The sequence below is a fragment of the Herbaspirillum sp. GW821-FHT09A12 genome (assembly GCF_059418325.1).
Window position 1 is genome coordinate 25,532 of the sequence record NZ_JBWKPR010000003.1, and the last position, 21,652, is coordinate 47,183.

Sequence of the window (21,652 nt, forward strand, 5' to 3'; positions counted from 1 at the left end):
CCGGAGGATGCCGGAGGAGACGAGCGCAGTTCGACTGCCATCACAACAAGAAACCAGAAAGCCCCGCGCAAGCGGTAATGCTGTTCAGTTAAGCCTTCCATCTGCAAATCGTCATCCCGGCGAAGGCCGGGATCCAGTGTCTTTCGTTGTGCCTCAATGGCCGTTGAACGACGCTGGGCCCTGACCTTCGTCAGGGCGACGGAGTAATTTCGGCTTAACTGAACGGCATTACCGCGCAAGCGGGGCTTTTTGTTTGTACCGCCCATCCGGCGCCTGCACCGCAACGGCTACATCGCATCACGCCGCATAAGACGCCGCCAGCAAACGCTGCGTATAGGCATGCTGCGGGCGTTGCATGATGTCTTGCGTGTCGCCCCGCTCCACCACCTTGCCGTCCTTCATCACCAATACCTGGTGCGCCATGGCGCGCACCACCGCCAGGTCGTGCGTGATGAACAGATAAGCCAGGCCGTGGCGGCGCTGCAGTTCCGACAGCAGTTGCAGCACCTGCTGCTGCACGGTGACATCCAGCGCCGAGGTCGGCTCGTCCAGCAACAGCAATTCGGGCTGCAGCACCAGCGCGCGGGCGATGGCGATGCGCTGGCGCTGGCCGCCGGAGAATTCGTGCGGATAACGCTCCAGCACCGAATCCGGCAAGCCGACTTCGGCCAGGGCGTCGGCAATCTTGCGGCGCTGCTGTTCAAGGCTCAATTCGGGATGATGCAGCGCCAGGCCTTCGCCGACGATCTGCTCCACCGTGCGGCGCGGCGATAGCGAGGCATACGGGTCCTGGAACACCACCTGCATGCGCGAGCGCATGGGACGCAGCACGCGGCTGGGCGCATCGGCGATGGATTGCCCATCGAAGCGGATCGCCCCCGCCACCTGGGCGCCGGACAAGCGCAGCAGCGCCATGCCCAGGGTCGACTTGCCGGAGCCGGACTCGCCGACGATGCCCAGCGTTTCGCCGCGGCGCAGTTGCAGGTCCACGCCATCGACCGCCTGGAACAGGCGCTTGGAAAACCAGCCCTGCTTGATCTTGTAGGTGCAGCGCAGTTGTTCGGCCTGCAGCACCACGCCGGCATCCGGCGCGACATCGGCGACGCTGCGCTGCGGGCGGCTTTGCAGCAGCTTCCTGGTATAGGGCTGCTGCGGGTTGGCGAAGAGTTCCTCGGTGGAGGCGGTTTCAACCAGCTTGCCCTTTTCCATCACGCCCACGCGGTCGGCGAAATGGCGCACCAGGTTGAGGTCGTGGGAGATGATCAGCACCGCCATGTTTTCATCGCGCTGCAACTGGTTGAGCAGCTCCAGGATCTGCACCTGGATGGTCACGTCCAGTGCCGTGGTCGGCTCGTCGGCGATCAGCAGCTTCGGCTTGCAGGCCAGCGCCATAGCGATCATGGCGCGCTGGCGCTGGCCGCCGGAGAGCTCATGCGGGTACGCCAGCGCGCGCCGCGCCGGTTCCGGGATGCCGGTTTTCTCCAGCAATTCCACCGTACGTTGCGCGGCCTGCTTGGCGTTGATGCCTTCGTGCCGCATCAGCACCTCGGCAATCTGGTTGCCGATGGTAAACAGCGGGTTGAGCGCGGTCATCGGCTCCTGGAAAATCATCGCCACATCCTTGCCGCGCACCTGCTGCATCTGGCGTTCGCTTTTTTGCAGGATATCTTCGCCGCCGAAAAGGATTTCGCCGCCGTATTGCGCGTCCTGATTGAGCCTGAGCACGGCCAGCGAACTGACCGATTTGCCGGAGCCGGACTCGCCCACCAGCGCGAACTTCTGCCCCGGCGCGATCGAAAAGCTGACATCGTCCACCACGGTGGAGCCGCCGAAGCGGATCACCAGGTTGCGGACTTCCAGCAAAGGGGCGCCCACGTTCGCGCTCATGCTTTCCTCCGGACATCGAGGGCGTTGCGCAAGGCATCGCCGATATTGGTCAACAGCAGCAGCATCACGGTCAGCACGATGAAGGTCGACAGCGCGATCCACCAGGCGTCCAGGTTGTTCTTGCCCTGCGCCAGCAGCTCGCCCAGGCTGGGCGTGGACGGCGGCACCCCGAGCCCGAGGAAGTCCAGGCTGGTCAGCGCCAGGATCGCCGCGCTCATACGAAACGGCAGGAAGGTCACCACCGTGGTCAGGCTGTTGGGCAGGATGTGGCGCCAGATGATCTGGCGGTTGGACAAGCCCATGGCACGCGCGGCCTGCACATATTCCAGGTTGCGGTTGCGCAGAAAATCGGCGCGCACGTAGTCCGACAGCCCCATCCAGCCGAACAGCGACAGCAGGATCAGCAACAGGCCCAGGCTGGGCTGGAAGATCGAGGAAAAGATGATCAGCAGGTAAAGCTCGGGCATCGAGCCCCAGATCTCCAGGATGCGTTGCATGAACAGGTCGGTGCGCCCGGCGAAGTAGCCCTGCAAGGCGCCGGCGGCGATGCCCAGCACCACGCCGATGGCGGTCAGCGCGATGCCGAACAGGACCGAGATGCGGAAACCGTAGAGCAGCCGCGCGAACACATCGCGCCCGCGGTCGTCGGTGCCCAGCCAGTTGTCGGCAGAAGGCGCGGCCGGGTTGGGGTCTTGGGAGAAGTAGTTCAGCGTGTCGTAGCTGTAGCGGTTGAGCGGGTAGACGGCCCAGTTGCCGTCTTTCCTGAACTGCTCCTGGATGAACGGATCGAGGTAGTCGGCCGGCGAATCGAAATCGCCGCCGAAGCTTTTGTCGGAATAGTCGCGCAGCATGGGAAACATCAGTTGCCCGTTGTAGTGCGCCACCAGCGGCTTGTCGTTGGAAAACAGTTCGGCGCCGAGACTGATGACGAACAGCGCGGTGAAGATCACCAGGCTCCAATAGCCGCGGCGGCTGGCGCGAAAGCGCAACCAGATGCGGCGGCTGGGCGAGACCGGAGGCGTGGCGGCGACGACGGTTGCGGGTGTTTGCATTGCGCTCATTTGGCCAGGCTTTCGAATTGCAGGCGCGGGTCGGCCCAGACGTAGCAGAGGTCGCCCAGCAGCTTGACCACCAGGCCGATCAGTGTGAACAGATACAGCGTGCCCATCACCACCGGATAGTCGCGGCGGATCACCGACTCATAGGACAGCAGCCCCAGGCCGTCGAGCGAGAACAGCGTCTCGATCAGCAGGCTGCCGGCGAAGAAGGCGCCGATGAAGGCAGCCGGGAAGCCGGTCACCAGCGGGATCAGCGCATTGCGGAACACATGCTTGTAGAGCACCTTGTTTTCAGAGAGCCCCTTGGCGCGCGCGGTGAGCACGTATTGCTTGCGGATCTCTTCGAGGAAGGTGTTCTTGGTCAGGATCGTCATGGTGGCGAACGATCCGGCCACCGAGGCGGTGACCGGCAAGGTGATATGCCAGAGATAGTCGAGCACCTTGCCGGCAGGCGAGAGCATCTCCCAGTTGTCCGAAGTCAGCCCCCGCAAGGGAAACCATTGCAGGAAACTGCCGCCGCCAAACAGCACCAGCAGGAAAACGCCCAGTACGAAGCCGGGGATGGAATAACCGACCAGGACTGCCATGCTGCTCAAGACATCGAAACGGCTGCCTTCGCGCACGGCCTTGGCAATGCCCAGCGGCACGGAAATCAGATACGTCAGGAAGAAGGTCCACAAGCCGATGGTGAGCGAAACCGGCATCTTGGATTTGACCAGCTCCCATACATCGGCATGATGATAAAAGCTGCGTCCCAGGTCGAAGGTCGCGAAACCTTTGAGCATGAGGACGAATCGCTCCAGCGGCGGCTTGTCGAAACCGTACAGTACCTTGATCTCCTGCACGCGATCGGCGTCGATCCCATGCCGCCCGCGATATTGCGAGGCGCCGCCGGCCGACTCGTGCACGCCGGCGCGTCCTTTCAATTCCTGCATCATCTGCTCGACCGGCCCGCCCGGCACGAACTGGATCACCGCGAAGGTGATGGCGATCACGCCCAGCAGGGTCGGCACCATCAGCACGATACGTTTCAGTATGTACGCCCAGATATTCATGGCAAAAATTTCCTTGAGGGGTTCAGTCCGGCTGGCTCAGCTTGGCTGGCGCCTCCCGGTTTGCTCATCTCGGCTGGTTTTCCCACCACATGCCGATCACGAAGGGATTGGCTTCGTAGTACTTGGGCAAGGTGGCGGGAATGCCGAACCGGTTGCGGTAAGCCATCCGGTGCGTTCCCGAATACCAGTGCGGCACCGTGATGTACAGGCTCAGCAAGACGCGATCCAGCGCATGGGTCGCCGTCACCAGCTCGGCGCGCGACTTGGCCGCCACCACTTTGCCGACCAGTTGGTCCACCGCGGCATTCTTGAGCCCCCAGACATTGTTGGAGCCGGTTTCATCGGCCGCCCTGGAACCGAACAGGTCGAACATTTCGCTGCCGGGGCTATTGGTCGCGGGCAAGGCCAAGCTGGTCATGTCGAAATCGAAGTTTTCCACCAGCTTTTGCGCCAGCGCATAGTCGGCCACACGCTGGTTTACGCGGATGCCGAGCTTTTCCAGGTTGCGCACGTACACGCCGATGACGCGCGACATGGAGGGCTGGTCGTCCAATATCTCGAAGCTAAACACCTCGCCCCTGGCATTGCGCAAGGCGCCATCGCGGTATTCCCAGCCCGCTTCCTTGAACAACTCGCGCGCCTTGAGCAGGTTGGCCCGCAACGAGCCCGGCGGATTGGTATCGGGCGGCGCCGGCACCGGCCCGAAAACATCTGGCTGGAGCTTGCCGCGCAACGGTTCGAGCAAGGCCAGTTCCGCCGCCGACGGCACGCCGGTGGCGGCCAGCTCCGAATTGGCGAAGAAAGAATTGATGCGCGTGTACTGGTTGTAGAACAGTTGCCGGTTCAGCCATTCGTAATCCAGCGCCAATCCCAGCGCCTGGCGCACGCGCACATCCTGGAATTGCGGACGGCGCAGGTTCATCACGAAGCCCTGCATGTTGGCGCCGTTCTGGTGCGGGAAACTGTGCTTGATGATTTCGCCGCTGGCGAACTTGGGGCCGTGATAGCCGCGCACCCAGTTCTTGGCGCTGTACTCCACCACGACATCGAACTCGCCGGCCTTGAAGGCCTCCAGGCGAGCCAGGTCATCCTTGTAGAAGCGATAGACGATGCGGTTGAAATTGAACGTGCCCTTGCGGGCCGGCAAGTCGTCGCCCCAGTAGTCGGCGCGGCGCTTGAAGGTGATGCTGCGGCCCAGATCGTAGGTTTCGATGGAGTAAGGCCCGCTGCTGACGGGCGGCACCAGCTGGATCTGGTCGAACGGCGTGCCGGCCGCCCATTTGCGCGAAAACACCGGCAGGCTGCCCACGATCAGGGGCAATTCATGGCTGTCGGTCTTGAAGTCGAAACGCACGGTCTGGGCATCGATGACCACGCACTGCTTCACCTCGGCGAAATACGACTTGTATTGCGGCGCGCCCTTGGCGATCAGGGTATCGAAGGAGTACTTGACGTCGGCCGCCGTGACCGGGTCGCCATTGTTGAAGCGCGCCCTGGCATTGACATGGAAGGTCATCGACATGCGGTCGGGCGCCACCGCCATATCGTCGGCCAGCAAGCCGTACATGGTCGCCACTTCATCTGCCGAAGCGATTGCCAGCGTCTCGACCATCAGTTCGCTCACGCCCGCCGCCGCCACGCCCTTGAGCGAAAACGGGTTGAACTTGTCGAAACTGGTGCGGCGATCCGGGTTGGCGAGATACAGCGTGCCGCGCTTGGGCGCGTCCGGGTTGACGTAGTCGAAGTGGGTGAAACCGGCGGGATACTTGGGAGTGTCGTAGAGCGAGAAGGCGTGTGCGGCAGCGGCGGGATTGCTGTGGATCAGGACAGCGGCCAGCAGGCAGGAGAAAAGGGTTTTGACCATGCGGTGTTGTCTGCGCTCTCGTTGGCATTGATTCGTTTTGCAAGCCGTCGCCAACAGGCAAGTCCCATGCCCACCCCGCTGGAAACGGTTACGTTCGGGGAATTGTAAATAGATGGGCGATTACAGGGAAGCAATTAAAACAATTAAGCAATTGCGCCCCCCGGACAGAGGGATACGGCCCGATGACCGCAAGACAGCCCCGGCGCCGCAAAGGTTGCCCCGGTTGCCGCAAGCCCCTACAATCTTGGCCTGTCCCAGCCCGGCGCCCGCGCCGCTACCACCACCGGCCGCAACCGGCGCCCGCCCCGACAAGGCGAAAGGCGCTTGCGGCGGACCATACGGAGTCATCATGGCATTTCTGCAAGGCAAAAAAATTCTGATCACCGGCTTGCTGTCCAACCGTTCCATCGCCTACGGCATCGCCGAAGCGTGCAAGCGCGAAGGCGCCGAACTGGCGTTTACCTATGTCGGCGAACGCTTCAAGGACCGCATTACCAAGTTCGCCGAAGAATTCGACAGCAAGCTGATCTTCGACTGCGATGTCTCCAGCGATGAGCAGATCAATGCCCTGTTCGCCGATCTCGGCAAGTCCTGGAGCCAGTTGGACGGCCTGGTGCACGCCATCGGCTTCGCCCCCAGCGAGGCGATCGCCGGCGACTTCCTGGAAGGCTTCTCGCGCGAAGGCTTCAAGATCGCCCACGACATCTCGGCCTACAGCTTCCCGGCCATGGCCAAGGCCGCCATGCCGCTGCTGTCCCCGAACGCCGCCCTGCTGACCCTGACCTACCTGGGTTCCGAGCGCGTAGTGCCCAACTACAACACCATGGGCCTGGCCAAGGCCTCGCTGGAAGCGTCGGTGCGTTACCTGGCCGAAGCGCTGGGCCCCAAGGGCGTGCGCGTGAACGGCGTATCGGCCGGCCCGATCAAGACCCTGGCCGCCAGCGGCATCAAGGGTTTCGGCAAGATCCTGGGCGCCGTCGCCGCGACCGCTCCGCTGCGCCGCAATGTGACCATTGAAGACGTGGGCAATGCCTCCGCTTTCCTGCTGTCGGACCTGGCCTCCGGCATCACCGGCGAAATCACCTACGTCGACGGCGGCTTCTCGCGCGTGGTGGGCGGCATCGCCGAATAACCACAGGATATCGAGGCTGGCGAAGAACACCTGATGCCAAACTCGATGTTTTACTGTATGATCCTGCTTGTGCATCGCAATATGCGGTGCGCAAGCGAGTCAGGTAGTGAGAACCTATTCAGTTCAGCGTACTCAAACCGACCGCTTAAGTTAGCTTCGCAAGCCTTACCTGTCAGTAAGACAAGTTTTCAGTAAAAGCCCTCCCGCCTCTGGCATCGTTCAATGATGCCGTCCCGGCGCAAAGCTTTTGTGCCGAAATTTCTTTGTATTTTTTCATAGTCATTTCGTCGGTTGGCGTTGCTTTTTTTCGTTCAGGCCATTGATGCCCGGCGCGCTTGTGCGCGCCTGCCGAATTGTGTCTGACGTTCACATTCACGAAAGAGATTATGACTTTTGAAACACTAGGCCTGAACCCTTCGATCATCAAAGCATTGACCGAAGCAGGCTATACCGTCCCGACCCCGGTCCAGGAAAAAGCCATCCCCGCCGCTATCGAAGGCCAGGATCTGCTGGTTTCCTCGCAGACCGGTTCGGGCAAGACCGCCGCCTTCATGCTGCCGTCGCTGCACAAGCTGGCAGACCTGCCGCAAGCAGCGCCCGCAGCCCGTACTCCCAACCAGGAACGCCAGGCCAACCGTGCCCGCGGCGAGCGTCCGCGCTTCACCCCGGCGCAACCCAAGATGCTGGTGCTGACCCCGACCCGCGAACTGGCCCTGCAAGTGACCACCGCCACCGACAAGTACGGCTCCTACATGCGCCGCGTGCGCGTGGTGTCGATCCTGGGCGGCATGCCTTACCCGAAGCAGATGCAATTGCTGTCGAAGAACCCGGAAATCCTGGTGGCTACTCCAGGCCGCCTGATCGACCACATGGAGTCCGGCAAGATCGACTTCTCGCAACTGCAGATCCTGGTGCTGGACGAAGCTGACCGCATGCTGGACATGGGCTTCATCGACGACATCGAAAAGATCGTCGCCGCCACCCCCGACACGCGCCAGACCATGCTGTTCTCCGCCACGCTGGACGGCGTGGTCGGCAACATGGCCAAGCGCATCACCAACAACCCGCTGACGATCCAGATCGCCGGTTCGGCCACCCGCCATGAAAACATCATGCAGCGCGTGCACTTCGTCGACGACCTGTCGCACAAGAACCGCCTGCTGGATCACCTGCTGCGCGACACCACGATGGACCAGGCCGTGGTCTTCACCGCCACCAAGCGTGACGCCGACACCATCGCCGATCGCCTCAACATCGCCGGTTTCGCAGCCGCCGCGCTGCACGGCGACATGCACCAGGGCGCGCGTAACCGCACCCTGAACGGCATGCGCCGCGGCCAGGTGCGCGTGCTGGTGGCCACCGACGTCGCCGCGCGCGGCATCGACGTGCCGGGCATCACCCACGTATTCAACTACGACCTGCCCAAGTTCGCCGAAGACTATGTGCACCGTATCGGCCGTACCGGCCGCGCCGGCCGCAAGGGTGTGGCGATCTCGCTGGTGAACCACGCCGAAGGCATGCATGTGAAGCGTATCGAACGCTTCACCAAGCAGACCATCCCGGTTGATGTCATCGAAGGCTACGAACCGAAGAAATCGGCAGCACCGCGCAGCAGCCCGCGCAAGCCGGGCGGCTGGCGTCCGGGCGATGGCGGCCGCAGCAACGCCGGCGGCGGCAATCGCTTCGGCAACGGCAGCCGCGAAGGCGGCGCGCCCCAGCGTGAAGGCGGTTTCGGCAACCGTGAAGGCCGCAGCTTCGGCGGCGCCAAGCCGCAAGGCAACGGCAGCGGCCCGCGTCGCGAAGGCAGCGGCGGCGGCTACAAGGGCGGCAACGGTGGTGGCGGTTTCCGTTCCGACAGCAACGGCCCGCGCCGTTCCTATGGCGACCGCTGATCGGCCGCTTTAGCCCGCAGCAAACAAAAAACCGCTTCAATTGACATTGAAGCGGTTTTTTTTCGTCCTGCCAGGCCTCATTCCTGCCTGATCATCACTCCAGGCACTTGGCCGCCTGCCCCGCCTGCAAGGCGCGCACATTGCCGGCGATCGCCTCGGCGGCATTGGCCACCACCTTCTGCGTCGCCACCACCACATCGCTGACCGCATCCCCGGCCACGGGCTCAACAACGGTCAGGCGGCACACCGCCGTCTTGCGGTCGTCCGAGCGCGTGACGCTCCAGCCGAAACTGGCCTGGACCTGGCCGTTGCGCACCGCATCGAGGTCGCGCAGTTCGATCGCGATACGGTAACTGACCTGGTCTGGCAGGCGCCCGCTGCGCGAAATGTCGATGGCGCCCAGGCGGCTGGCGATGCCGGCGGCCAGGGCGTCGCGCAACTCATTATTGAACGGCGAGGACCAGCGGTCCTGCTCCAGCACGTCGAGCTTGGCGGCATCGCTGCGCACCACCACTTGCGGACGCGCCAGGCGTTCCGGCACCGCCACCGGCAACACTTCGATGAAGGTTTGGGCGCCCGGCGCCGGCCTGGCGCCGATAGCCGATGCAGCCGACGTAATCGATGCCGGCGTTGCCGCCAGCGTATAAAACTGCGCCGGCGGCGTGGTGCCGCAGGCCGCCAGCAGCATCGCCGCCATCGAGGCGACGGCCAGGCATTTGATGGGACTGTTCTTGTTCGGGGACATCATGGCTCCTGTTTGCCGCGGATCAGCGATTCCGGGTGCTGTTGCAGGTAATCGGTCAGGACGCGGATCGAGGCCGCGGCGCGTGTCAGCTCCTGCATGGTCTGGCGGATATCCTGCTGCAGCGGAGCATCGTCGGACAAGGTGCGTTCGGCCGCGTTCAAGGTCTTGCGCGCATCCTTCATGGCTGCCGTCATCTCCGGCGCGATATCGTTGTTGATATGGGCCGCGGTCTGCTCGGCCGTCGAGAGCGTCTTGTTGAGCGTCTTGATGGTGGTCTGCAAATCGCGGCCGATCTCATCGAACGGCACCTTGGACAACTTGGCGGCGATATCGGCGATCTGGCTCTGGATTTCATCCAGGCTGCCCGGGATCGTCGGCAGCTCGGCCGGCACCTTGCTGGCATCGATCTGCACCGGCTTGGCCTTGGGGAAGAAATCGATCGCTACATACAGTTGGCCGGTCAGCAGGTTACCGTTGCGCAGTTGCGCGCGCAGGCCGCGCTTGACCAGGAACTTCAGGCGTTCGATGTGGGAGTACTGCGTATCCGCGATGCCCTGGTTGAACCTGCGGCCCAGGCGGTCCGGATAGATCTGCACCATGACCGGCATGCGGAACTCGCCCTTGGCGCGGTCATACTCGATGCCCACGCTCTTGACTTCGCCCAGCACCACGCCGCGGAAGTCCACCGAGGCGCCCGGCTGCAGGCCGCGCAGCGACTGGTCGAAGTACAGCAGCACGGTCTGCGGCGCGCCGTCCGGCTCCTTCATCGCGGTGGCTTCGTCGTCGGCCAGCTGGAATTGCGCACCCTCCTTGGCCGGCTCGCTCTTTTCCTCCTCATTGCGGTCGCGGAAAGCGATGCCGCCCAGCACCACCGTCGACAGCGCCTGCGTGTGCAGCTTGAAGCCGCTGGCGTTGAGTTCCATGTCGAAACCGCTGGCATGCCAGAAACGCGAATTGAGCGTGATGAACTTGTCGTAGGGCGAATCGATGAAAATGCGCAGCGTCACGCCGCGCCCATCGGCATCGAGGTCGTATGCCATGACCTGGCCGACCTTGATGCGGCGGTAGAACACCGGGGTGCCGATGTCGAGCGAGCCAAGGTCGTCGGTATGCAGCACGAACTGGCGCCCGGAAGCGTCGCGCGTGACGATGGGCGGCTGCTCCAGGCCGACGAACTCCTTCCTGGTCTCGCCGGAAGCGCCGGCATCGGCGCCGATATAGGCGCCCGACAGCAAGGTGCCCAGGCCTGAAATGCCGGAAGCGGCGATGCGCGGGCGCACCACCCAATAGCGGGTATCCTGGGCATCGAACCCCGAGGCCTCCTTGGTCAACTGGATCGAAACCAGCACATGCGAACGGTCCTCGGCGAGCTTGATCGACTGCACCTGGCCGATATCCACATCCTTGTACTTGACCTTGGTCTTGCCGGCTTCCAGCCCTTCGGCGGAACGGAAGCTGACGGTGACCACCGGCCCGCGATCGATCAGGATCTTGGCCATCAGCGTCAGGCCGACGATGGCGGCGATGATGGGGATCAGCCATACCAGCGAAGGCAGCCAGTTGCGCCGGCGCACGCGCCTGGGTTGCTGCAGGTCAGGTTGTTCTTGGTGCGGATCGGTCATTGCGTTTCCTGTTTCCGGTTCAATTCATCATCGGCGCCCGCTTGCGCCAGTAGCGCCGGATGCTCGCCCTCATCCCAGATCAGGCGCGGGTCGAAGGTCAGCGACGCCAGCATGGTCAGCACCACCACCGCGCCGAAGGCGGCAATGCCGATGCCGGCATGGACATCGGCGAAGCCGTGGATATTCACCAGGCCTGTGAGCACCGAGACCACGAACACATCCAGCATGGACCAGCGGCCGATGGTCTCGATCACGCGATACAGCTTGGCGCGCTGCGGCCGCTGCCAACTGCTGCGATGGCGCGCGGAGATCACCAGGATGATCAGTGCCGCCAGCTTGAACAGCGGCACCAGGAAGCTGGCCACGAACACCACCAGCGCCAGCCCCCATTCGCCCGACGTCCAGAAATAGATGACGCCGCTCATGATGGTGTCGCGCTGCTCGTCGAACAACGTGCGGGTGACCATCACCGGCATCAGGTTGGCGGGAATGTACATGATGCAGGCGGCGATGAGCAATGCCCAGGTGCGGTTCAGGCTGTCGCGCTTGCGCACCTGCAGCGGCGCGTCGCAGACGCCGCAGCGGTCATCCTGGCGGGCGCCTTCCCAGACGGTGCCGCAATGATGGCAGCCGATCACGCCCAGCGAGGCGGCATCCGGCACATTGGCCGCTGGCGGCGCCGGGAGGTCGCCCGGCAAGGGCAAGGCATCGGGATGTGCGCGTCGGCTCACGAAGAATGCCCTTCTTCGGCGTCGCGCAGCGCCTGCTTGCGCTCGCAGATATGCCAGATGTAGCGCGGATTGAATGACACCACCACCGTCAGCAGCACGGTCAGCGCGCCGAACGACCACAGCGCCGGGCCCGGGATCACCTCGGCCATGTTGGACAGCTTGATCAGCGCCACCAGCACGCCCAGCATGAACACCTCGATCATGCCCCAGGGGCGCGCGGCCTGCATCATGCGCAGCAGGAAGACGAATCCGGGCGGACGTTCCAGCCGCGAGGACGGCAGCAGCAGGTAGAACAGCACCAGCAACTGGATTAGCGGGAACAGCAAGGTCGTGGCCATCACCAGCAACGCGACCTCGCCCATGCCATCGCGCGCCAGCGCCGCCACCGCGCCGATCAGCGTGGTATCGCTGGAGAGTCCTTGCAACTCGATGGTGACGATGGGAAAGGAATTGGCGACCACGAACAGGATCAAGGCGCCCACCGTCAGCGGCAGCAGCCGCTCCAGGCGGCGGCCGGTATCGCGGTCGAGCTCGGCATCGCAGCGCAGGCAATGCGCCACTTCACAGTGCCCCAGGATGGGCCGGTGATAGACGGCATCGCATTCTTCGCAAACGATCAAATCCGGACGTTTCTGCATGGATGAAATGTTTTGTTTTCCCGCTTTTGTGCTTTTGTGCTTTTGCTTTGCGCCCATCGGGCGACGGCGCGTGCGCCGGCAGCCATGTTGCAGCGCCACAAACGACCATTTTGAGCGAAATCGGCGTTTGGCGTTCAATGAACGCAATCATTCTTGCAAATACTCGACTTTAATGACCCATCGGTAATTAACTGACGATTCTAGCAACAAATAGTTTGCAGGGCGGAACGCATTTACGCTTGCAAAGAAGATAGCGCTTGACAAGCCTGAGGGCAATCTTCTACATTCATCGAATGACTTCCGCAGCAAAATTCCTCCTACTACTGAACAGCGCCGGCGCCCTGCTAGCGTTGCTACCAGTGTCGCTACTACTAGCCTCGCGCTAATCGTTGTTTCCGCCGCAGTTCGTTGAGTCCACGCATACCGCACACGACGACACGCGAAACGGCACAAAAAATCAATCCGGCAGTACCGAGCAGTACCAACCAGCAGCAGCGCGTTTTCCAGCGGTTGCCGCAACATCAAGCGAAGCGATCATGCATTCCAAGCCGATCACCATCTGCACCGCATACGCACCTGCCGCAGCCGGCGCCTGCCTGCGCCCGGAGATCCCGCTTCTGGCTCTATGACGGGTTGCCTGGCCATGCGCGAGTGGCAGCCAGGCAACCCGATCGCCACACCCGATACCGTTTTCAAGCATTCCACGAATCACCGAGACCAAAGAGGTTCATCATGATGTTAAACAACCCCGCCACCAAGTACCGCGCCTTCGCCGCCATCGATTTGCCCAACCGCACCTGGCCCGGCAAGGTCATCGACACCCCGCCGATCTGGATGAGCACCGACCTGCGCGACGGCAACCAGGCCCTGATCGAACCGATGAACGCCGAGCGCAAGCTGCGCTTCTTCGAATTGCTGCTGAAAACCGGCTTGAAGGAAATCGAAGTCGGCTTCCCCTCCGCCTCGCAGACCGACTTCGATTTCGTGCGCAAGCTGATCACCGAGAACCGCATCCCCGACGACGTCACCATCATCGTGCTGACCCAGTCGCGCGAAGAACTGATCCGCCGCACCGTCGAATCGCTGGCCGGCGCCAAGAAGGCCATCGTCCACCTGTACAACTCGGTGGCCCCGGCCTTCCGCAAGATCGTCTTCAACATGTCGCGCGACGAGATCAAGAACATCGCCGTCACCGGTACCCGCCTGGTCAAGGAACTGACCGACGCCCGTCCGGAAACCGAATGGCGCTTCGAATACTCGCCCGAATCCTTCAGCACCACCGAACTGGATTTCTCCAAGGACATCTGCGACGCCGTCTGCGAAACCTGGGGCGCCGCGCCGAACCGCAAGATCATCCTGAACCTGCCCTCCACCGTCGAGTGCAGCACCCCCAACGTCTACGCCGACCAGATCGAATGGATGTGCCGCAACCTGAAGCACCGCGACAGCGCCATCATTTCGGTGCACCCGCACAATGACCGCGGCACCGCGGTCGCCTCGGCCGAGCTGGCCGTCATGGCCGGCGCCGACCGCGTCGAAGGCTGCCTGTTCGGCAACGGCGAGCGCACCGGCAACGTCGACCTGGTGACCCTGGCGCTGAACCTGTACACCCAGGGCGTCAACCCCGGCCTGGACTTCTCCGACATCGACGTGGTGCGCCAGGTGGTCGAAGAGTGCAACCAGATCCCGGTGCACCCGCGCCATCCGTACGTCGGCGACCTGGTCTTCACCGCCTTCTCCGGCTCGCACCAGGATGCGATCAAGAAGGGCTTCGCCAAGCAGCAACCCGACGCCATCTGGGAAGTGCCTTACCTGCCGATCGACCCGGCCGACCTGGGCCGCAGCTACGATGCCGTGATCCGCGTCAACAGCCAGTCCGGCAAGGGCGGCATGGCTTACCTGCTGGAACAGGAATACGGCCTGGCCCTGCCGCGCCGCCTGCAGATCGAATTCTCGCGCGCCATCCAGCGCGAGGCCGATGCCACCGGCAAGGAAATCAACGCCTCCGACATCTACAACATCTTCACGCGTGAATACCTGGAGCGCAGCGAGCCTTACGTCTACCGCGCCCACCGCATGACGGAAGACTCGTCCAAGGCGGAATCGATCAACATCGAAGTCGACATCGTGCGCAACGGCCAGAACGCCACCGTGCGCGGCAGCGGCAACGGCCCGATCGACGCCTTCGTGCATGCGCTGGGCCTGGACATCAAGCTGATGGACTTCCATGAGCACGCCATCGGCGCCGGCGCCGATGCAAAGGCGGCCAGCTACATCGAACTGCGCCTGAACGAAGCGCCGACCGGCTTCGGCGTAGGCATCGACGCCAACATCGTGACCGCTTCCTTCAAGGCGGTGATCAGCGCCATCAACCGCCAGATCGCCATCGGCGAAAGCGCCAACCAGGGCGCTTCCTCGCAAGCCAAGGCAGCCTGACCAAGGAAAACCGCCGGCGATCCCGGCGCTGCTCCCCAACAAGAACGCCGGCCTATCCGCCGGCGTTCTTTCATTTCTGCCCGCCCGTTTCAGCCCATTTCAGCCTGTGCGCGCCAGGCGGATGCCACTGACCTGCCAGCGCGCACAGGCCGGGAAGAAATTGCGGTAAGTCAGGCGCGCATGATTCAACGGCGTGGCGCTGGAAGAACCGCGCAAGACATACTGGTTCACCATGAACTTGCCGTTGTACTCGCCCACCGCGCCTGCCGGCGGCACATAGCCGGCATACGGCGCGTAGCTGCTGCTGGTCCATTGCCACGCCACGCCGAAGAATTCGCGGCCGCGGCCCTGCAGGCGCGCGGCGGCGTGTTCCCATTCGGCCTCCGTCAACAGCCGCGCGCCGGCCCAGCGCGCGTAGGCATCGGCCTCGTAATAAGACAAGTGCACGGCGGCGCGATACGGCTCCAGCGGCTGCAGGCCATACTCGGTGAATTCGCGCCAGCCGCCAGCTGCGTCGCGCTGCCAATAGATCGGATATTCCAGCTTGAGCTGCCGCTTCCATTCCCAGCCTTCAGACAGCCACAGCGACGCATCCCGGTAACCGCCGGCGTCGATGAAGGCACAGTACTCGGCATTGTTCACCAGCCGCGAGGCGCACTGGTAGGCCTCGACAAATTGCCGATGGCGCGGCTTTTCATTGTCGAAGCAAAAGCCCGGCCCGGCATGGCCGATCTCCACCACCCCGGCCTCGATGCCATGCCAGTCCAGCGGCAATTGGGCCGCCTCGGCGATGCGCAAGGACTCCGGCATTTCCTGATACGCCGGTTTCAACGGATTGATGGAAAGCAGATGCTTGATGTCGGTCAGCATCAGCTCCTGATGCTGCTGCTCATGCTGCAAACCGAGTTCCAGCAGTTCCGTGAACCCGTCAGGCGGCGCATGTCCGGCCGCCTCCAGCGCATCGATCAGCAGCAGCATGCGGTGGTCGACAGCGGCGCGATAGGCCAGCACCTCGTCCAGCGAGGGCCGCGTCAACAGGCCGCGTTGCGGGCGCGGGAATTTGTCGCCGACGCCCTCGTAATAGGAGTTGTACAGCACGCGGAACTGCGGATGGAAAGCGCGGAATTCGGCTTCGAAGCGTTCCAGGATGAAGGTTTCGAAGAACCAGGTGGCATGCGCCAGGTGCCACTTGAGCGGGCTGGCATCCGGCATCGACTGCACGCAACAGTCCTCGGCCGACAGCGGTTCGGCAATCGCCTGCGTTTGCCGGCGCACGCGGCGGAAGCGGTCGCTCATGCGGCCGTGCGCGCGGTGGTTCACTTCCTGGATGGCGGCGTCGATCACCGCATCGATGGCGGCCTCCATGGCCGCATCGGCAACTCCGGTTTCATGGCGCATGATGATCCCCTGATCCCCGTCAAACGTTGGCGCACACTCGCGCATGGCATACCGCGAACCAGCGCTGCGGGTCGCACCACATCCGGACTTCGCCGAAGCCGGCCTGCTGCAGCAGCTCGCGGATATCCTGCTGCCTGAACTTGTAGCTGTTTTCGGTATGGATGCGCTCACCCTGGCCGAAGGCGCGGCTCCCGCCATCCCAGCGCACGATCAGGTCGCGGCGCGCCTCGAGGTGCATTTCGACCCGCTGCCGCGCGGCGTTGTAGAAGCCCACATGCTGCCAGTCGCGCGCATTGAAGTCGGCGCCCAGCAGCCGGTTCACATGGTTGAGCAGATTGAGGTTGAACGCAGCCGTCACCCCCAGCTCATCATCGTAGGCGGCGTCGAGCACAGCGCTGTCCTTGACCAGATCCAGTCCCAGCAACACGCCGCCGGCCTCGCCGATCTGCAGCGCATGGCGTATCCGGCGCAGAAAGGCCAGCGCCTGTTGCGCATCGAAGTTGCCCAGCGATGAGCCCGGATAAAAGAACAGCCGGCGGTCGCGGTTCACGCTCGCCGGCAGCTCCAGGCCGGCGGAGAAATCCATCGCCACCTCATGCATGGGAATGTCGGGGAATCGCTGCCGCAGCCCGGCCACTGCCTCGCGCAGGAATTCGGCGGAGATGTCGATCGGCACATACTGGCGCGGTTTCAAGATGGGAAACAGCCGGGCCGCCTTGGCGCAGTTGCCCGCCCCCAGGTCGACCAGCGTGACGCCGGCGCCGATGGCGGCGGCGATGTCATCCGCATGCTGCGCGAAGATGGCCGCTTCGGTGCGGGTGGGATAGTATTCCGGCAGCTCGCAAATGGCTTCGAACAGCTTGCTGCCCAGCGGATCGTAAAGATACTTTGGGGAAATGGCGGCATCTTGCGCCATCAGGCCGGTCTCCAGTTCTGCGCGGATTTCCCGGTCTTCCGGGGTCTGCCGCCAGGGCCTCCGGATCGATCGAGCGAGTTGAGCCAAGCTGGTCTCCTTGCCGTAGATGCTGCGTGGATAAGGCTGCTATGTTGGGCTGTTGGCCATCAGGCCTGTAACGATCCGGCCCCAAAGACGTACAGGCACTGTAGCAGACCCTGCGCTACACTTCCGTGCCGCCTCCGAACAGGCAAAGCATGCCATGCCTGAGGTCATGGCTTGAATGGCTTGCAACCCGGCCGCATATACTTATGAAGTTATCGACTTAGCCGCACCGTAGTGGTTCAACCCGCATCAAAGATTTTCACGCCGGCAAGCTAAAGTGAACGAAACGGCAAGTTTCCGTTGACCTCCATGCGCCGCCTTGCCGCATCAACAACATACACCAAGAACATGCCATCCACGCCAAGCTCATCCGCCGCCAGCGACACCGCAGACCTTTCCCCCACCGCAAGAAAAAGTACCCTGGCAGCGCTGCGCGGCCTGGCGCCGTTTCTCACGCCCTACAAGAAGCAGTTCCTGCTGGCCGGCCTGGCGCTGCTGGTGGCGGCCGGCGCCACGCTGGCAGTGCCCTATGCGTTCAAGCAGATGATCGACCTCGGCTTTGGCGCTACCGGCGACCAGAGCGCCTCCCACATCAACCTGTATTTCCTGGCGTTGTTCGGCGTGGCCTGTGTGCTGGGGGTGGCCACGGCGCTGCGCTTTTACATGGTGTCGTGGCTGGGCGAGCGCGTGACGGCCGACCTGCGGCGCGAAGTCTATGCGCATGTGGTGCTGCAAAGCCCGGAGTTCTTCGAAACCACCAAGACCGGCGAAGTGCTCTCGCGCCTGACCACCGACACCACGCTGATCCAGACGCTGGTCGGCACCAGCATCTCGATGGCGCTGCGCAACGCGCTGCTGTTCCTGGGCGGGCTGGCGATGCTGTTCATCACCAGCGCCAAGCTGACCTCCATCATCATCGTCATGCTGGGCGCGGTGGTGCTGCCCATCGTGTTCTACGGCCGCCGCGTGCGCAAGCTCTCGCGCGCCTCGCAGGACCGCGTGGCCGACGCCTCGGCCATGGCCGGCGAGATCCTCAACGCCATGCCGACCGTACAGGCCTTCACCCACGAAGAGATTGAAGCCAAACGCTTCGGCCACTCGGTCGAACGCGCTTTCGACACCGCCATGGAACGCACCCGCGCCCGCTCGGTGCTGACCGTGGTGGCCATCCTGCTGGTATTCGGCGCCATCGTGTTCGTGCTGTGGCTGGGCGCGCACTCGGTCATGCAAGGCAACATGAGCGGCGGCGAGCTCGGCCAGTTCATCCTGTATGCCTCGCTGGTGGCGGGCTCGCTGGGCGCGCTGTCGGAAGTGATGGGCGACACCCAGCGCGCCGCCGGCGCCACCGAACGCCTGCTCGACCTGCTGGCGGCGCAGTCGCCGGTGCAGTCGGTGCTGCTGCCGGAACGGTTGCCGCCGCGCACCGCCAACGGCGCCGCGCTGGAAATTTCAGGCCTCGATTTCCATTACCCGTCCCGTCCGGGCAGCCATTCGCTCTCGCAACTGTCGCTGCAGATCGCACCGGGCGAAACGGTCGCCGTGGTCGGCCCCTCCGGCGCCGGCAAGACCACGCTGTTCCAGCTGCTGCTGCGCTTCTACGATCCGCAGCAAGGCACGATCAGGCTGGATGGCGTCGACATCCGCCTGCTGACGCTGCAGGACCTGCGCGGCGCCATCGGCATCGTGCCGCAAGACACCGTGATCTTCTCCGCCAACGCCATGGAAAACATCCGCTTCGGCCGCCCCGGCGCCAGCGATGCCGAAGTAATCGCCGCCGCCCAGATGGCGGCCGCGCATGAGTTCATCGAGCGCCTGCCGGACGGTTACCAAAGCTTCCTCGGCGAACGCGGCGTGCGCCTGTCCGGCGGCCAGCGCCAGCGCATCGCAATCGCCCGCGCACTGCTGAAGAACCCGCCGCTGCTGTTGCTGGATGAAGCCACCAGCGCGCTCGACGCCGAATCCGAACGGCTGGTGCAGGTGGCGCTGGAAGCGGCCATGGTCGGCCGCACCACGCTGGTCATCGCGCACCGCCTGGCGACGGTGCAAAGCGCCGACCGCATCATCGTGCTGGAGCATGGGCATATCGTGGAGACCGGCACCCATGCCGAACTGATCGCGCGCGATGGGCTGTATGCCAGCCTGGCGGCGTTGCAATTCAACGTGCAATGACATCGGGCTCCGGATGTGCCGGGGCGGCGGCTGACAAGCGCCTATCAACGCGTTTCCTGAAAATCCAATAGACTGCCAGCTCCAACCCGACACCTCATAAAACCAGCCAACAACAGGAGCCATCCGATGAGCAGCAAACTGTTTTCGCCACTGACCCTGCGCGGCGTCACCCTGCCCAACCGCATCGTGGTCTCGCCGATGTGCCAGTACTCGGCGCAAGACGGCTTCGTCAACGACTGGCATCTGGTGCACCTGGGCAGCCGCGCCGTCGGCGGCGCCGGCGCCGTGATCATGGAAGCCACCGCGGTGACGGCCGAAGGCCGCATCACCGCGGCCGACCTGGGCATCTGGAAAGATGAGCATATCGCCCCTCTGCAACGCATCACCCGTTTCATCGAGCTGCAAGGTTCGGTACCGGGCGTGCAACTGGCGCACGCCGGCCGCAAGGCCAGCGCCCTGCGTCCCTGGGACGGCGCGCCCGGCAGCGTGCCGGTCGCCGAAGGCGGCTGGCTGCCGGTGGGCCCCTCGGCAGTCGCGTTCGACACCGCCTACACCGAACCGCATGCGCTGACCGTCGACGAGATCAAGGGCCTGGTGCAAGCCTTTGCCGATGCCGCCACGCGGGCGCACAAGGCCGGCTTCAAGGTGGTCGAGCTGCATGGCGCGCACGGCTACCTCGGCCATGAATTCCTCTCGCCCTTCAGCAACCGCCGCACCGACCAGTACGGCGGTTCGTTCGAGAACCGCATCCGCTTCCTGCTGGAAGTGACCGCCGCGGTGCGCGCGGCATGGCCTGAAGAACTGCCGCTGTTGGTTCGCCTGTCGGCCACCGACTGGACCGAAGGCGGCTGGACGCCGGACGAGACGGTAACGCTGTCGGCCCGCTTGCGCGAACTGGGCGTGGACCTGATCGACGTCTCCAGCGGCGGCAACCTGCCCAGCGCCGCCATCCCGGTCGGCCCCGGCTACCAGACCGAATTCGCCGCACGCGTGAAGGCCGAAGCCAGGATCGCCACCGGCACCGTGGGCATGATCACCGACGCCATCCAGGCCGAACATGTGCTGCGCACCGGCCAGGCCGACCTGGTGCTGCTGGCGCGCGAACTGCTGCGCGATCCCTATTGGCCGCTGCGCGCGGCCGACCAATTGCGCGAGAACGTGGCATGGCCGCCGCAATACGTACGGGCGGCGTCGAGCAAGACGCCGCTGCGCCCGGATGTGGACTACGGCATCGAACTGGATTGAACCGGACCGATTAGCTCCGGCCGAAAAAAAACCACCGCATCGCGCGGTGGTTTTTTTCTTGCTGCGGCCGGCCTCATCCGGGGCGGCGGCGCTGGCGGAAATATTCGATGATGCCCGGCAAGATCGACAACACCACAATCGCCACGATCAGCAAGCTCAGGTTCTGCTTGATGATGGGCAGGTTGCCGAAGAAATAGCCGGCGTATGAAAAGCTGGTCACCCAGACGATGCCGCCCACCACGTTGTACATGAAGAACTTGGGATAGGTCATCGCTCCCACCCCGGCCACAAAGGGCGCGAAGGTGCGCACGATGGGCGCGAAGCGGGCGATGATGATGGCCTTGCCGCCGTGCTTCTCGAAGAAGGCATGCGTCTTGTCCAGGTATTCCTTCTTGAAAATCCGCGAGTCCGGATTATCGAATACCTTCACGCCCACCATCTTGCCGATCTGGTAGTTGGTGCTGTCGCCGAGGATGGCGGCCACGATCAGGGTCAGCACCATCAGGTGGATGTCATAGGCGCCGGTCGCGGCCAGCGCGCCGGTCACGAACAGCAGCGAATCGCCGGGGAGGATGGGCGTGACCACCAGGCCGGTTTCGCAAAAGATGATCAAGAACAGGATCAGGAACAGCCAGGGGCCGTAGGACACCGCCAGTTCCGACAGGTGACGGTCAATGTGAATGATGAAGTCGACAAGAAACAGAAGGATATCCATGACGCCCGATTGAAGAGAAAAATGGCATTGTACCAACAGCCCGCCGGCGCCCCGCCATTCCTTGT

At 63.6% G+C, this 21,652-nt stretch carries 16 protein-coding genes; 5 read left to right on the plus strand and 11 right to left on the minus strand.

The window, feature by feature from the left end; translation table 11 throughout:
* Positions 1-297: 297 nt before the first annotated feature.
* The 4 genes from AC07N6_RS10335 to AC07N6_RS10350 all read right to left on the minus strand — a co-directional run bounded on the left by AC07N6_RS10335 (position 298) and on the right by AC07N6_RS10350 (position 5,864).
* A complete protein-coding gene (locus tag AC07N6_RS10335; RefSeq protein WP_494781751.1) occupies positions 298-1,887 on the minus strand; it encodes an ABC transporter ATP-binding protein in 1,590 nt (529 codons plus the stop codon).
* Entirely contained in the window at positions 1,884-2,948 is a 1,065-nt protein-coding gene (locus AC07N6_RS10340) for an ABC transporter permease (protein ID WP_494781752.1), read from the minus strand. The genes AC07N6_RS10335 and AC07N6_RS10340 overlap by 4 nt, the downstream gene beginning before the upstream one ends.
* Positions 2,945-4,000 (minus strand): microcin C ABC transporter permease YejB, encoded by a 1,056-nt coding sequence (locus tag AC07N6_RS10345; protein ID WP_494781754.1) that lies wholly within the window; start codon positions 3,998-4,000, stop codon positions 2,945-2,947. Before AC07N6_RS10345 ends, AC07N6_RS10340 begins: the two co-directional genes overlap by 4 nt.
* A gap of 64 nt (positions 4,001-4,064) precedes the next feature.
* Positions 4,065-5,864, minus strand: a complete 1,800-nt coding sequence (locus AC07N6_RS10350) for an extracellular solute-binding protein (protein ID WP_494781755.1) — start codon at positions 5,862-5,864, stop codon at positions 4,065-4,067.
* A 349-nt stretch (positions 5,865-6,213) separates the two neighbouring features.
* Between AC07N6_RS10350 and fabI the strand changes: the two genes are divergently transcribed.
* Both fabI and AC07N6_RS10360 read left to right on the plus strand, forming a co-directional pair.
* Entirely contained in the window at positions 6,214-6,996 is a 783-nt protein-coding gene (fabI, locus tag AC07N6_RS10355) for an enoyl-ACP reductase FabI (protein ID WP_050467021.1), read from the plus strand.
* Positions 6,997-7,382: 386 nt separating this feature from the next.
* On the plus strand, positions 7,383-8,888 hold the full coding sequence (locus AC07N6_RS10360) for a DEAD/DEAH box helicase (RefSeq protein WP_494781756.1): 1,506 nt from the start codon (positions 7,383-7,385) through the stop codon (positions 8,886-8,888).
* Between the two features lie 94 nt (positions 8,889-8,982).
* Here AC07N6_RS10360 and AC07N6_RS10365 read toward each other — a convergent pair whose 3' ends face one another.
* Genes AC07N6_RS10365 through AC07N6_RS10380 form a run of 4 tightly spaced genes read right to left on the minus strand, consistent with a single transcriptional unit; the run spans position 8,983 to position 12,624 of the window.
* Entirely contained in the window at positions 8,983-9,636 is a 654-nt protein-coding gene (locus AC07N6_RS10365; RefSeq protein WP_494786252.1) for a PqiC family protein, read from the minus strand.
* Entirely contained in the window at positions 9,633-11,255 is a 1,623-nt protein-coding gene (locus AC07N6_RS10370; RefSeq protein ID WP_494781758.1) for a PqiB family protein, read from the minus strand. The genes AC07N6_RS10365 and AC07N6_RS10370 overlap by 4 nt, the downstream gene beginning before the upstream one ends.
* Positions 11,252-11,953, minus strand: coding sequence for a paraquat-inducible protein A (locus AC07N6_RS10375; RefSeq protein ID WP_494781981.1), 702 nt, complete (start codon positions 11,951-11,953; stop codon positions 11,252-11,254). The genes AC07N6_RS10370 and AC07N6_RS10375 overlap by 4 nt, the downstream gene beginning before the upstream one ends.
* A 29-nt stretch (positions 11,954-11,982) precedes the next feature.
* Entirely contained in the window at positions 11,983-12,624 is a 642-nt protein-coding gene (locus AC07N6_RS10380; RefSeq protein WP_494781759.1) for a paraquat-inducible protein A, read from the minus strand.
* 732 nt (positions 12,625-13,356) lie between these two features.
* Between AC07N6_RS10380 and leuA the strand changes: the two genes are divergently transcribed.
* Positions 13,357-15,060: a 2-isopropylmalate synthase gene (gene leuA, locus AC07N6_RS10385; RefSeq protein WP_494781760.1), complete on the plus strand. Its 1,704-nt coding sequence runs from the start codon at positions 13,357-13,359 to the stop codon at positions 15,058-15,060.
* Positions 15,061-15,159: 99 nt separating this feature from the next.
* Here the strand turns inward: leuA and egtB are convergent, their stop codons facing one another.
* A complete protein-coding gene (egtB, locus tag AC07N6_RS10390) occupies positions 15,160-16,458 on the minus strand; it encodes an ergothioneine biosynthesis protein EgtB (RefSeq protein WP_494781761.1) in 1,299 nt (432 codons plus the stop codon).
* Between the two features lie 19 nt (positions 16,459-16,477).
* Positions 16,478-17,461 (minus strand): L-histidine N(alpha)-methyltransferase, encoded by a 984-nt coding sequence (gene egtD, locus AC07N6_RS10395; RefSeq protein ID WP_494781762.1) that lies wholly within the window; start codon positions 17,459-17,461, stop codon positions 16,478-16,480.
* Positions 17,462-17,806: 345 nt separating this feature from the next.
* On the opposite strand from egtD, the gene AC07N6_RS10400 reads away from it, so the two are divergent.
* Together AC07N6_RS10400 and AC07N6_RS10405 are read left to right on the plus strand one after the other, a co-directional pair.
* Positions 17,807-19,627, plus strand: a complete 1,821-nt coding sequence (locus AC07N6_RS10400; RefSeq protein WP_494781763.1) for an ABC transporter transmembrane domain-containing protein — start codon at positions 17,807-17,809, stop codon at positions 19,625-19,627.
* A 126-nt stretch (positions 19,628-19,753) separates the two neighbouring features.
* Complete coding sequence (locus AC07N6_RS10405; RefSeq protein ID WP_494781764.1) at positions 19,754-20,872, plus strand: NADH:flavin oxidoreductase/NADH oxidase; 1,119 nt, start codon at positions 19,754-19,756, stop codon at positions 20,870-20,872.
* Positions 20,873-20,945: 73 nt separating this feature from the next.
* On the opposite strand, the gene AC07N6_RS10410 is transcribed toward AC07N6_RS10405, so the two are convergent.
* Positions 20,946-21,587 carry a DedA family protein gene (locus AC07N6_RS10410; protein ID WP_494781765.1) on the minus strand — a complete coding sequence of 214 codons (642 nt, stop codon included), beginning with the start codon at positions 21,585-21,587 and terminating at the stop codon, positions 20,946-20,948.
* Positions 21,588-21,652: the final 65 nt, after the last annotated feature.